This window comes from Hydrogenophaga sp. PBL-H3 (assembly GCF_010104355.1).
GTDB lineage: Bacteria > Pseudomonadota > Gammaproteobacteria > Burkholderiales > Burkholderiaceae_C > Hydrogenophaga.
Map to the genome: position 1 here is coordinate 162,580 of NZ_CP044972.1, position 12,611 is coordinate 175,190.

Here is a 12,611-nt window from a genome sequence, read left to right on the forward strand (position 1 = left end):
GTCGTTGCAGGGGCGTGGGGGGTGGCGTGTCTCACTTGGCAATCAGGCGGGTCACGTCGGGCGTGGTCTTGAGCATGTCCTGGTCCTTCATCAGGTTCACCCAGTAGGTGAGCTGTTTCTCGGTGACCACGGGTCCGGGAGGCGAGATCTGGATCTTGGCGATCACCTCGGGCGGCAGCTTGATGTATTTGCCGATGGCCGCGCGCACCGCGTCGTTGTTCTTGGGCTGCTGCATGAAGGCGGCGGCTTCCTGCACCGCTTCGCGAAAGGCACGCGCCGCGCCAGCGTTCTGCGCCACCCACTCGCGCCGCGCGGTGTGGATGATGGTGGGCTGGTTCTCGGGCAGGAAGGTCGAGTAGTACGAGGCCACGTAGCCGATGCCGCTGTCGGTGATGCGGCTCATGAACGGATCGGCGCTGACCACGGCATCAACCGAGCCGCCACGCAGCAGGTCGCCGTGCTGGGGGAACGAGGCTTCAACGAAGTTGACCGATTTGAAGTCCACGCCCTGCGTCTTGAGCCAGCCGCGGAAGGTCACGTGCAGGAAGGCGCCCAGGCCGGGCACGCCGATCTTCTTGCCCACACAGTCCTTGGCGTTGCGGATGCCGCTGCCGGCCTTGGCCACCAGGCCGAAGCCGGTGATGGTCTTGGAGGTCACGCCGCCACCGGCCACCACCACGTGGTCCAGCCCGCCGTCGACCGACTGCAGGAACACGCTGGGCGTGGGTCCGCCGATCTGCAGCGAATCGGCCTGTACCGCGGCCGGGATGGTGGAGTTGATCGGGATGAACTTGAGCTCCACGTCGAGCGCACGCTTCTTGAAGTAGCCGTTCTCGGCCGCGACAAACACCGAGGCGAAATCGGTCACGGCGGTGTAGCCAAAGACGATCTTCGTGCTCGCCTGCGCGAAGGCGGGCAGGCTGATGGCGGCGGGAACAGCGGCCAGGGCGGCCAAGGCGGTGCGTCGTTTCATCAAAGTCTCCTTGTGGTGGATGGGGTCGGGTGGCGGGTTGAGAGCGGGGGGGTCGGGATGGGCAGGGCAGCGCGCAGGCCGCCGACGATGAAGCGCACCAGACGCTCCCCGGCCGCGGGGTCACCGGGACGGTTCACGTCCAGTGACAGACGGGCGACACGGTCGTCCACCAGGTGGTGCAGCAACGCGCCGAGCGCGAACTGGTAACCCCAGGCCACGTCCGCTCGCGCGGCGTGCGGCAAGGCGCTGTGCAGGGCGTCTATGAAGCGGTGGGCCATGGGGTCGAAGAACTCGCGCAGCACGCGGTCAGCCTCCTGGCTGTTGTAGGCCAGCTCACGGCCCACCAGTTGGGCGTAGTGGTGGCCCTCGGGGCTGGTGCGCAGCTTGATCACCGGGCCGACAAAGGCCTCCACGATGCGCGTGAGCGTCTGCGGGTCCTGGGGGTCGAGCGAGGCGGCGTCGAGTGCGGCTAGGCGCTCCTCGATGGTCTGGTTCCAGTGCGCAAAGATGGCATGAAACAGGTCTTGTTTGGGGCCGTAGTAATAGCCTACCAGCGCCAGCGGCACGCCGGCTTCTTCGGCGATCTGGCGGATCGTCACCGCGTGGTAGCCGCTCTGCGCAAACAGCTTTTCGGCCGCCAGCAGGATGGCCTGCTGACGGTCGGGGCGCTGCGCGTTGCGCGACGCGGCGGCACCCTGGCGGGTGCGCGGCGTGGCGGTGAGCGGGGCGTGACGGCTGGGCATGGCGATATTGAACGGCTGTACAAAAAAATTGAACACCCGTACAAACCCGGGGCTTGCAAGTCCCCCCAAACCCGGCTGCGCTGTTAACCTGCTGACCAAAAAGGACAACGGCATGAACGAGACAAACCCACCCCCCTTCGTCCCGCAAATCAGGCTCTACCAGCAGTGGCTGGCCGAACGGCGCGGCCTGCATTTCGACAACTACGACGCCCTCTGGCGCTGGTCCACCACCGACCTGGAAGCGTTCTGGCAAAGCATCTGGGACTACTTCGACATGCGCTCTCCCACGGCGCACACCGCCGTGCTGGAGCGCAACGTGATGCCCGGTGCGAAGTGGTTTGTGGGCGCGAAGGTGAACTACGCGCAGCAGGTTTTTCGCCACGTGCAGCCCGCGCACGATGCCGGGTTCATGGCCATCGTGAGCCGCAATGAAAAGGGCCGCCACGTGGAGATGAGCTGGCCCGAGTTGCGCCGCCAGGTGGCATCGCTGGCGCTGCACCTGCAGGCCCAGGGCGTGCAGCCCGGCGACCGAGTGGCCGCTTATTTGCCCAACATCCCCGAAGCCATGGTGGCCTTTCTGGCCACGGTGAGCATTGGCGCCGTGTGGAGCATCTGCGCGCCCGACATGGGCACCCACGCCGTGCTCGACCGCTTCCGCCAGATCGAGCCGGTGGTGCTGATTGCCTGCGACGGCGTGACCTACGGCGCGCGCGACTTCGACCGCCTGGCCGTGGTGGCCGAGCTGCGCGCGGCGCTGCCCACGGTGCGCCATGTGGTGCTGCACACCAATCTGGCGACCGATGCCGATGACCCGACGGACGCCGCCGACCGCGCGCTGCAGGCCGGCGCACCCTGCGTCGATTTCGCCCAGGCCACGGCGCGCATGGACGCGGCCGTGGCGCAGTTCGAACCGCTGTGGCTGCCGTTCGATCACCCGCTGTGGATCGTGTATTCGAGCGGCACCACCGGCCTGCCCAAACCCATCGTGCACGGCCACGGCGGCACCACCATCGTGGCGCTGGCGCTCAAGATCCTGCACAACGACATTGGCTGCAGCTATGAGCCCAACAGCTGGGGCGAGCGCTACCACTGGTACAGCTCCACCGGCTGGGTGATGTGGAACGCACAGACCGGCGGCCTGCTCGGCGGCACCACCTGCGTGATCTATGACGGCAACCCCGGCGGTTCCAAAGACAAGCCCGACTGGACCACGCTGTGGCGATTCGCGGCCGAGCAGGGCGTGACCTTCTTCGGCGCGGGCGCGGCGTTTTTCGCGAACTGCCTCAAGGCCGGCGTGGACCTGTCGACCTGCGGCGATCTCTCGGCCGTGCGCGCCCTGGGCACCACGGGGTCGCCCTTGTCGGAGGACGCGCAGCGTTGGGGCGCTTCGCAGTTCGCGGTCATCGCACAGAGCGAAGCACAGCGCGACATCTGGTGGTGCAATATTTCTGGAGGTACCGACTTCGCCGGCGCTTTCATTGGCGGCAACCGCGACCTGCCACAAACACCGGGCCGCATGCAATGCCGCCTCATGGGCTGCGCGGTGGAAGCCTGGAACGAGCAGGGCCTGCCGGTGATCGACGAGGTGGGCGAGCTGGTGTGCACGCAGCCCATCCCGTCGATGCCGCTGTACTTCGTGGGTGATGTGGATAACAAGCGCCTGCTCGGCAGTTACTTCGACATGTACCCGACGGGCCACGGCCGCAAGCCCGGTGGTGGTGACCTCGACGCAGCCGCCGGCGCCGTCTGGCGACACGGCGACTGGCTGCGCATCCACCCCGACGGCTCGTGCGTGATCTATGGCCGCTCGGACGCCACCATCAACCGCCACGGCTTGCGCATGGGCACCAGCGAGCTCTACAGCGCGGTCGAAGCGCTGCCCGAGGTGATGGACTCGATGGTGGTCGATCTGGAGTACCTCGGGCGTGAAAGCTACATGCCGCTCTTCGTGGTGCTGCGCGAGGGCGTGGTGCTCGATGAGGCCACGCGCCAGCGCATCACCGACAGCATCCGCACCGCGCTCTCGCCACGCTTCGTGCCCAACGATGTGTTCCAGGTGGCCGAGATCCCGCGCACGCTCTCGGGCAAGAAGCAGGAGCTGCCGATCAAGAAGTTGCTGCTCGGCCAGCCGCTGGAGAAGGTCATCAACAAGGAGGCCATGGCCAACCCGGGTTGCCTGGACTGGTACGTGGACTTCGCCGCGCGTCGTCGAGCAGACTGAGCACCTGGCCCTTCGGGCTAACCCGCTGTTGGCGACGCGGGCCTTGCGCTAATTTGGCGGTCTCGCACAACACCGGAGACCCGCCATGCCGTCCAGCGACCGTTCCGTCAGCCGCCGCCAGGCGCTCACCCTGGCTGCCAGCAGCGCCGCTGCGGTGGCCGTGCCTGGCCTGCTCAGCAGCGCGGCGTGGGCGCAAGACAAGTTTCCCTCGCGCCCCATCACCCTGATCGCGCCCTGGCCCGCCGGCGGCAGCAGCGACGGCGTGATGCGCGCGCTGGCCCAGAGCGCGAGCAAAGCCCTGGGCGTGCCGGTGATCATCGACAACAAGCCCGGCGTGGGTGGCACGCTGGGCGCCAGCGCCATGGTGCAGGCCAAGCCCGATGGCTACACCCTCACGCAGCTGCCGCTGGGCATCTACCGCCTGCCGCACATGCAGACCACGCCCTTCGACCCGGTGAAGGACATCACCCACATCGTCTGCCTCACCGGCTACACCTTTGGCCTGGCCTGCACCGCCGACGCACCGTTCAAGACGCTCAAGGAGATGGTGGCCTACGCCAAGGCCAACCCGGGCAAGCTGGAATACGGTCACACCGGAACGGGCACCACGCCGCACCTGGCCATTGAAGAGTTCAGCGAGAAGGCCGGCATCCAGCTCAATCCGATTCCGTTCAAGGGCTCGGCCGAAATCATGACCGCCATCCTGGGGGGCCACATCCGCATGATGAGCGGCACCACCGAATTTGCCCCGCATGTGCAGAGTGGCAAGCTGCGCCTGCTGGCCACGCTCGGGCGGGAGCGCAACAAGGCTTTCCCCGATGTGCCCACGGTGAAGGAGAGCGGCTGGGACACCATCACCGAATCGCCCTTCGGCATCGGTGGCCCCAAGGGCATGGACCCGGCCGTGGTGAAGGTGCTGCACGATGCGTTCAAGTCCACGCTGGACGACCCCGAAGTCAAGGCCACCTTCGACAAGTTCTACCAGCCCACGATTTACATGAACACGGCCGACTACACGGCCTATGCGGCACGCACGTTTGCAGCGGAGAAGAACACGATCGAGCGCCTTGGGTTGTCGAAGAAGAACTGAACGGGTTCAGCGCTTCGACACGAGAACGATGCCGATTGCCACACCCACCAAGGCCAGCACCAGCTGCAGCGTGAGCGGTTCGTTCAGCAGCACCACGCCGAACACCAGCGCGAACACTGGCGTGAGGAAGGTGAAGGTGGACATCTGCGTGGCCGGGTAATGGCGCAGCATCCACATCCATGTGAGGTAGCTCGCGAACGCGCCCACCCCGGTCTGGATGGCCAGCGAGCCCCAGGCGTGCGCCGAGTAATCGAGCGACCACGTCTCGCCCAGTGCAAGCGAGACGAAGGGCGCCACCACGGCGGTGACGGCCACTTGGTAGAACAGCGTCTTTTCCGCGCTGGCGGTGGACAGTGTGGTGGCGCGGATGGTCAGCGTGGTCAGGCCCCAGAGCGCGCCGGCGGCCAGCGCCATGCCGTCGCCCAGCCACTGGCCGGCCACCGGCGAGCCGTGCATGAAGCCTTCGCCGAAGGCCAGGGCCACAGCGGCGAACGCGATCACCAGGCCCACCCACTGGATGCGCCGCAGCTTTTCACCGGGCACCACGCGCGGCAGCAGCAGCGCCACCACAAACGGGCTGGTGTAGAGGAACACCGTGAGGCGTGAGGCCGTGGTGTGCATCAGCCCGAGGTAAATGAAGGCGAATTCGCCGGCAAACAGCGAACCCGCGAGCAGCCCGGCCTTGAGCGTGCCGTCGCGCTTGAAGAGCGGCACACCACGCGCTGCGCACCACAGCCAGATCAGCAGGGCTGCGCCCCAGAAGCGCAGCGAGGCTTGCCACAACGGCGGCACTTCGGCCACCGTGCCCTTGATCAGGATCTGCTGAAAGCCCCAGAAGGCGCAGCACACCACGAGCAAGGTGATGGCAAGGGAGTCGAGGTGGGTTTTGCGAACGGTGGTGAGGCTCATGCCGACGATTGTCGCGAGGTCGGTTCGAGTCGGCTGTCGCCCCGGCTCGGGGGGCGGGCGCACCCGTTATTCAGAGCGGGTGTTCGGTGTAGAAGCGCCCGCCGTGGAACAGCAGCGGCGAGGCCTCGGCGCGGTGCGCGCAGCGCTCCACCTCGCCCACGAAGATCACATGGTCGCCCTCGGCGTACTGGCTTCGGTTGAAGCACTCGAAGGTGGCGGCGGCACCGTGGAGCAAGGGTGCGCCGTTGCCGCCTTCTCGAAACGCCACCCCGGCCCAGCGGTCGGTGTCCTTGGCCGCAAACTGTTCGGCCAGCGCCTGCTGGTCGGCGGCCAGCACGTTGATGGCGTAGTGCCGTCCGTTGGAAAACGCAGCCATCGAGCCGGCCGCCTTGCCCAGGCTCCAGAGCACCAGCGGCGGGCTCAGCGAGACCGAGTTGAACGAGTTGGCGGTCAGCCCCACCAGCTCGCCGCTGTCGGTGCGCGCGGTGACGATGGTCACCCCGGTGGCGAACATGCCCAGCGAGGCACGGAACTCCCGCACTGAGAAGTCGGGGGCACGGGCCTGGGTGGGAAGCGAGCGTTCAGAAGGCATGTGGAGCAGGTGCGTGGGACAGCGGAACGCCCATTCTCGGCGATTGGTGCCTCGGTGCGGTGCCGTCCCTAGAATGCCGTCATGCACCGCACCCTGCTCCGCGCGAAACAGCAGACGCCACTGGCCGTCCTCGTGATGTTCGTCGGTGTGTGCTTGCTGGCCACGGGCGCACGGGCCACCTCGCCGCTGCGCGGGCCGCCACACCACCGCACCTCCGTGCCAGCCGCCGCGGCGCCCTGTGTGCACCTCTCGGCCCGCCTGCCGCACATGGGGCGCGCGCTCTGTGATGCGGCCGGCCTGATGCCCACAGAGGGCCGCTCGACGCAGGGCCGCACGCTGTATGCGCGCGACGTGGTGGCGCCGCAGGCGCGGCTGCGGGTTCTGGTGGTGGGCGCCATCCACGGCGACGAAATGTCGTCGGCCTCGGTGGCCCTGCACTGGATCCAGCACGCGCTCAATGACCCTGCCGATGCCCACTGGCGCTTCATTCCCGTGCTCAACCCGGACGGCCTTCTGGCGCGACCCGCCCAGCGCGTGAATGCAAGAGGCGTGGACCTCAACCGCAACTTTCCCACCCCCCACTGGGAACGGGAAGCCAAGGTGTACTGGGAGCAACGCACCCGAAAGGACCCGCGCCGCTGGCCCGGGCCCAGCCCACTGTCCGAACCCGAGTCGCGCTTTCTGCACGACGAGATGGCGCGCTTTCAGCCGCACCTGATCGTGAGCATCCACGCCCCCTACGGCGTGCTCGACTTCGACGGACCGGGCGCCCCACCGCCCAAGCTCGGACGCCTCTACCTCGACCAGGTGGGCATCTTTCCCGGGAGCCTGGGCAACTACGGCGGCGTGCACCGCGGCATGCCCGTGGTCACGATCGAGCTGGCCAACGCCTTTCGCGCGCCGCTGGAGAGCGAAATGCGGCAGATGTGGATGGATCTGCAGCGCTGGATGGTGGAGCGCCTGCGGCCCTGAGGTCGCATGGCACGCCCCCGCGTGAGGGCCGTATTCACACCGATCACCAGCATGGGAACACTGGACATCCTAATCAGGAGTCTCAACATGTTCTCACCTGCAATTCGCGCCAACCTTGTTTTGGCTGGCTCGCTTCTCTTCATCCCCCCCTCGTCGCAAGCGGCCGAAATCGTGCGCGACAAGTTCGGCGTCCCGCACGTGTACGGCGACAGCGTGCCCGACGCTTTCTTCGGCTGTGGCTACGCCGTGGACGAAGACCGCCTGTTCCAGCTGGAGATGCGCAGACGCCAGGCCACGGGGCAGCTCGCAGCCGTTCTCGGCACCGAAGTCAAGGGCGCAACGGGTGGTGGCGCGGTGAATCTGGTCGCCCTGGACGTGCAGATGGGTCGACGCATACAAGCCGACACATAACACGCGTTCTCCGGGTTGCTGGATCTGGCGCATTGACGCGTGGTTCGGGTGGCGGCTGAGCCGCGCGATTTCAGGCCCGCGTGGGTGGCGGGGCGACGCTGAACCGCGTTGAGGCGCGAGGTGCCTGCGGTGGCACGCCCTGAAAGCCAAAGTCCATGGCGGGTTGCTCCCCATGAATCAACTCGGCCAGGGCCTTGCCGGAGCCTGCGCCGTGGGTCCAGCCCAAGGTGCCGTGGCCGGCGTTGATCCAGAGGTTTCTCAGCGGCAACCGGCCGATCAGGGGAATGTTGGTCGGTGTGGCCGGGCGCAGGCCGCACCAGAACTGCGGATCACCGCCTTGTTCGGGTGTGCGGGTGTCGGCCACGCCGGGGAACACCTGTTCGATGCGGTGCACCAGCATCTCGCAACGCTTCTTCGCCAGCGGCGTGTCCAGCGAGAGATCAAAACCGCCGAGTTCGATCGTGCCGGCCACGCGCAGCTGGTTGCCCAGGCGCGAGACGGCGATTTTGAGCTGGTCGTCGATCATGCTCACGCTGGGCGCCTGTTCGGGCTTGAGCAGGGGCAGCGTTGCGCTGTAGCCCTTGCCCGGGTAGATCGGCACGTTCACGCCGATCGACTTGAGCAGCGGCGTGGTGTAGGAGCCGCAGGCCACCACAAAGGCGTCGGCCTTGAGCACGCGCGCCACACCGCTCTGGCGGTCGCGCACACGCACCTCGCGGATTTCGCGCCCATCGCTGTCCAGGCGCTCGATGTCGTGGCCGAACATCAGCCTCGCGCCGCGCTGGCCGCACCGGGCAGCCAGTTGTTGCGTGAAGGTGCGTGCGTCGCCGGACTCGTCGCTCTGCGTGTAGGTGCCGCCCACAATCCGATCGGCAAAGGCGCGCAGCGCGGGCTCGATGGTGAGCAGCTCGTTGCGCGAGACCACGCGGCGCTTGACGCCGAAACGCTGCATCACGGCGGCGGCCTCGGCGGCGCCGTCGAAGGATTTCTGGTCCGTGTAGTAGTGGGCGATGCCGCGTTCCAGCCGGTGGTACTCGATGCCGGTGTCGGCCACCACGGCCTTGAGCGCGGCGTGGCTGTAGGAGCCCAGTGCCACGAGTTGTGCCACGTTGCGCTCGAAGGCAGCGTCGTTGCATTGCGCCAGAAATTGCAGACCCCAGCGCCATTGCGCCCAATCCAGCTGCGGGCGGAACAGCAGGGGCGACTCGTCGGAGAACATCCACTTCAAGGTCTTGAGCGGCGCGTCCTTGTTGGCCCAGGGCTCGCAGTAGCTCACCGAGATCTGTGCCGCGTTGGCAAAGCTGGTCTCCAGCGCAGCGTCGGGCTGCCTGTCGACCAGGGTGACCTCGTGCCCGCGCTGCAGCAGGTGCCACGCGGTGCTCACGCCGATGATGCCCGCGCCCAATACGGTGACTTGCATGACCCACTCCTCCAAACGATGAAACTGCTCAGCAGTATCGAAAGAAGGCGCTTCGAAGTGAAGAGAAATTAAACTAAAATTTCAAACATCAGATCAGCTTATAGAGCCCATGAGCACCTTCGATCCCGATGCCCTTGAATGCCTGGCCGCCATCATTGAAGAGGGCGGCTTCGAGCGCGCCGCGCAGCGCCTGTCCATCACGCAATCGGCCGTGTCGCAGCGGTTGCGGGCCCTGGAGGCGCAGGTCGGCACCGTGCTCATCGTGCGAAGCCGTCCGCTCAAGCCCACGCCGGCCGGCCAGCTCATGCTCAAGCACGCCAAGATGATGCGGCTGCTGCGCGCTGATCTGGAAAAAGACCTCAAGGAACTCGCGCCCAGCTCCACCGGCAGCGGCCGCGAGGAAGAGCGCATTTCGGTGGCGATCAACGCCGACAGCATCGCCACCTGGGCACTGCCGGCGCTGGACGCGCTGGCGCAGAACGGCCTGCCGATTGAAATCATCACCGACGATCAGGAGTTCACCCACGAGTGGCTGCGCGAAGGTCAGGTGCTCGGCTGCGTCACCTCTCTCGGGCAGGCCTTGCGGGGCTGCAAGATGGAAGCGCTGGGCACCATGGACTACGTGGCCGTGGCACGCGCCGACTTTGCCGCGCAGCACCTGCCCAAAGGCCTGAGCGCGCACAACTTCCACAAGGTTCCGTTCGTGGCCTTCAACCGCAAGGACAACCTGCAACACGGTTTCGTGATGAAGGCCTTTGGCCTGCCGCGCGTGATGCTCAAGCAACTCTTCGTGCCATCCAGCGAAGGCCAGGTGCGCGCCGTGCAGGCGGGCTGGGGTGTGAGCGTGTTGCCCGAGCTGCGGGTGCGCGAGCTGATCGAATCGGGCGAGCTGGTCAATCTGGCGCCACGCCATCGGCTGGGTGTGGCCTTGTACTGGCATTGCTGGAACCTGAGCTCCGACGTGCTGGACGCCCTGAGCACCGCGTTGCGCACGGCGGCGGCCGACAACCTGCGACCCGGCAGCGACGCCCGGCCGTCGAAGTCGTGACCGATGGGTCTTCGGCTTTACGTTTCGGTAGCGATGTCGACGATTTCGTCAAAGTGAAGCAGAATTCTAGTGGTGTCCAAAGGTTTTCCATGAGCAGCGCAGTCGAAAAATCACCCTCCGAAGCTCCCCAGAAACGCAGTTTTCGCCAGCAGATGCACCTCGCCCGCGAAGACGCCATCGTCTCGGCGGTGAACCGCTTGCTCGCCGAAAAAGGCTTCGAGGCCATGACGGTGGACGAGGTGGCCGCCGAAGTGGGCATTGCCAAGGCCAGCCTCTACAAACACTTTCCCAGCAAGGAAGACCTGGCCGCTGCGGCCATGGTGCGTGTGATGGACCGTGCGCGCGCATTTCTCGATAGCCTGGAAGGCCGCCCGGACAGCCGGCCGATCGAGCAGCTCAGGGCGGTGGCGCGATGGACCATGGAGGTGCAGCTCGCGGGCGAGATGCCTTCGTTGCCCAGCGCCAACTCCAGCCTGCGCGCTTCCCTGACAAACAACAAGGCCTATGTCGACGGCCTCATGGACGTGAGCGAGCGCCTGGGCGGCTGGATCACGCAGGCCCAGGCCGATGGCAGCCTCAACAACACCTTGCCCCCGATCGCGGTGCTCTACACCCTGTTCGCACGGGCCTGCGATCCGGTGCTGGGCTTCCTCAAGGGCTCGGGGCAATACAGCGTTGACGAGATCATCGAGATGGTGCTCAGCACCTGCTTCGACGGCCTGAAGTCGCGCTGACGTTCGATCCTGATCGTCCAAAGAGAAAGGCCGCAGATGCGGCCTTTCTCTTTGGGTGGAAGCGGGTTCAGCGAACCAGCAGCACCGGCACGCCACAGTGGGCCAGCACCTTGGTGGCCACCGAACCCATGACCAGGTTGCCCAGGGCGCCGTGGCCGTGTGAACCCATCACCAGCAGGTCGAACTTGCCGCTGTCGGCGGTCTTGGCGATCACTTCGCCGGCCGAGCCAACCTTCTGCACGACGGTGGCGTCGATGCCATGGCGCTTGAGGAATTTCACCACCGGTGCGGTGATCTTGGCGGCCTCATCGGCGTAGTAGCCGTTGGCCACTTCGGCGCCAACCGCGGCGCGCGCGCGCGGAGGCAGTGGAGCTTGCACCGTGATGAGGGTCACCGCGTTGTTGGCACCGAACATCTCGTCGTGGGTCGCCAGGTAGGCCAGCATTTTCTTGGTGTACGCGCTGCCATCGACTGCGAGCAGGATCTTCATGAGGTTCTCCTTGTTGGTTCAGGGGGGAAACGGCGAGTGTAGGGGCTTCGCGGGGCGGCACTTTGCGCTGCCTCAAACAGCGGGCGCCTTGCCGTGCGTCGCTTCGCTCGCGCTCACGCGGATGCAGCACGCGGGCTCGAAGCTGGCCTGTTCGTTCTTGTCGTGGTAGCCCAGCGGATTGGCCTTGATGCGACAGCGCCCCACCTGCACATCGGTCGGGCAGTGCAGGTGACCGTGCAGCCACAGGTCGGCCAGCGGCAGCAGATCGTCAAGGCCGTTGCAGAAACCCGCCGTGCCGGGGCTTCGGCCGTAGCGCGGGTCCATGCTGTGCAGCGTGGGCGCGAAGTGGGTGATGACCACCGTGGGACCGTCGAACGGCACGGCCAGCGCATCGCGCAGCCAGGCCTGGCACTCCTGCGCCAACGTGCGCATGGCCTCGGCGTCGAACAGGCGGCCATGGCGTTGGCCCGCCATCTTCACCAGGTAGTGGTTGGCGGCGCGAAAGGCTTTCTCGCGCTGCTGGAGGCGGTGGGTGAGCGGATCGGGTGGGCGTATGGGCGGCACCGCGCCGGCCCGGCCATGCCGCGGCGGCGTGGGCGTCGGGGCCTGTTCGCCAAATACGTCGTAGTCGCTCCAGAGCGTGGTGCCGATCAGGCGCACGCCCTGCATCTGCAGGGTCTCGCGCTCCAGCCACTGGATGCCGAGCCGGTCACAAACCTGGCGCAACCCGGCGTGGGCCTGGTCCAGATCGAGCGCGTCGTACTCGTGGTTGCCGGGCACGAACACCACCGGCGCGGGCCAGCCGGCGTATTGGGGCAGAGGCGAGAACCGCTGCAGGCCCCAGTCGGGCTCGTCCATCACGCTGCCATCGCGCCTCACCTGGTACGAGCCGATGTCGCCAGCCAGCACCAGCAGATCGGCATCCATCGCCGGCACGGGCACGAAGGCGGGGTTGGCTTCGAGGTGCAGGTCGCTGAGCAGCTGGATGTTCATGTGGACATTGTCGAC

13 protein-coding genes are annotated in these 12,611 nt (G+C 66.6%); 6 read left to right on the forward strand and 7 right to left on the reverse strand.

Annotation, left to right across the window (positions count from 1 at the left end):
- Positions 1-31 precede the first annotated feature (31 nt).
- Entirely contained in the window at positions 32-976 is a 945-nt protein-coding gene (locus tag F9Z44_RS00770; RefSeq protein ID WP_159602728.1) for an ABC transporter substrate-binding protein, read from the reverse strand.
- Positions 973-1,716, reverse strand: coding sequence for a TetR/AcrR family transcriptional regulator (locus F9Z44_RS00775; RefSeq protein ID WP_159602730.1), 744 nt, complete (start codon positions 1,714-1,716; stop codon positions 973-975). The genes F9Z44_RS00770 and F9Z44_RS00775 overlap by 4 nt, the downstream gene beginning before the upstream one ends.
- A gap of 112 nt (positions 1,717-1,828) precedes the next feature.
- Here F9Z44_RS00775 and F9Z44_RS00780 point away from each other — a divergent pair, with 112 nt between their 5' ends.
- Together F9Z44_RS00780 and F9Z44_RS00785 are read left to right on the forward strand one after the other, a co-directional pair.
- Positions 1,829-3,937, forward strand: coding sequence for an acetoacetate--CoA ligase (locus F9Z44_RS00780; RefSeq protein ID WP_159602732.1), 2,109 nt, complete (start codon positions 1,829-1,831; stop codon positions 3,935-3,937).
- Positions 3,938-4,022: 85 nt separating this feature from the next.
- Positions 4,023-5,027 carry a tripartite tricarboxylate transporter substrate binding protein gene (locus F9Z44_RS00785; protein ID WP_159602734.1) on the forward strand — a complete coding sequence of 335 codons (1,005 nt, stop codon included), beginning with the start codon at positions 4,023-4,025 and terminating at the stop codon, positions 5,025-5,027.
- Between the two features lie 6 nt (positions 5,028-5,033).
- On the opposite strand, the gene F9Z44_RS00790 is transcribed toward F9Z44_RS00785, so the two are convergent.
- Both F9Z44_RS00790 and F9Z44_RS00795 read right to left on the reverse strand, forming a co-directional pair.
- A complete protein-coding gene (locus F9Z44_RS00790; RefSeq protein ID WP_159602736.1) occupies positions 5,034-5,936 on the reverse strand; it encodes a DMT family transporter in 903 nt (300 codons plus the stop codon).
- A 70-nt stretch (positions 5,937-6,006) separates the two neighbouring features.
- Positions 6,007-6,528, reverse strand: coding sequence for a flavin reductase family protein (locus F9Z44_RS00795; RefSeq protein ID WP_159602738.1), 522 nt, complete (start codon positions 6,526-6,528; stop codon positions 6,007-6,009).
- 81 nt (positions 6,529-6,609) lie between these two features.
- Between F9Z44_RS00795 and F9Z44_RS00800 the strand changes: the two genes are divergently transcribed.
- Positions 6,610-7,500 (forward strand): M14 family murein peptide amidase A, encoded by an 891-nt coding sequence (locus F9Z44_RS00800; RefSeq protein ID WP_159602740.1) that lies wholly within the window; start codon positions 6,610-6,612, stop codon positions 7,498-7,500.
- Between the two features lie 87 nt (positions 7,501-7,587).
- On the forward strand, positions 7,588-7,911 hold the full coding sequence (locus tag F9Z44_RS00805; protein ID WP_159602742.1) for a penicillin acylase family protein: 324 nt from the start codon (positions 7,588-7,590) through the stop codon (positions 7,909-7,911).
- Between the two features lie 70 nt (positions 7,912-7,981).
- Here F9Z44_RS00805 and F9Z44_RS00810 read toward each other — a convergent pair whose 3' ends face one another.
- The gene (locus F9Z44_RS00810; RefSeq protein ID WP_159602744.1) at positions 7,982-9,331 is read right to left on the reverse strand and encodes a D-amino acid dehydrogenase; all 1,350 of its coding nucleotides are present in this window, start codon (positions 9,329-9,331) and stop codon (positions 7,982-7,984) included.
- Between the two features lie 109 nt (positions 9,332-9,440).
- On the opposite strand from F9Z44_RS00810, the gene F9Z44_RS00815 reads away from it, so the two are divergent.
- Together F9Z44_RS00815 and F9Z44_RS00820 are read left to right on the forward strand one after the other, a co-directional pair.
- Positions 9,441-10,379 (forward strand): LysR family transcriptional regulator ArgP, encoded by a 939-nt coding sequence (locus tag F9Z44_RS00815; protein WP_159602746.1) that lies wholly within the window; start codon positions 9,441-9,443, stop codon positions 10,377-10,379.
- A gap of 89 nt (positions 10,380-10,468) precedes the next feature.
- A complete protein-coding gene (locus F9Z44_RS00820; protein ID WP_236574218.1) occupies positions 10,469-11,113 on the forward strand; it encodes a TetR/AcrR family transcriptional regulator in 645 nt (214 codons plus the stop codon).
- A 67-nt stretch (positions 11,114-11,180) separates the two neighbouring features.
- On the opposite strand, the gene F9Z44_RS00825 is transcribed toward F9Z44_RS00820, so the two are convergent.
- Both F9Z44_RS00825 and F9Z44_RS00830 read right to left on the reverse strand, forming a co-directional pair.
- Complete coding sequence (locus tag F9Z44_RS00825) at positions 11,181-11,603, reverse strand: universal stress protein (RefSeq protein ID WP_159602748.1); 423 nt, start codon at positions 11,601-11,603, stop codon at positions 11,181-11,183.
- A gap of 72 nt (positions 11,604-11,675) precedes the next feature.
- A complete protein-coding gene (locus tag F9Z44_RS00830) occupies positions 11,676-12,596 on the reverse strand; it encodes a metallophosphoesterase (RefSeq protein ID WP_159602750.1) in 921 nt (306 codons plus the stop codon).
- Positions 12,597-12,611: the final 15 nt, after the last annotated feature.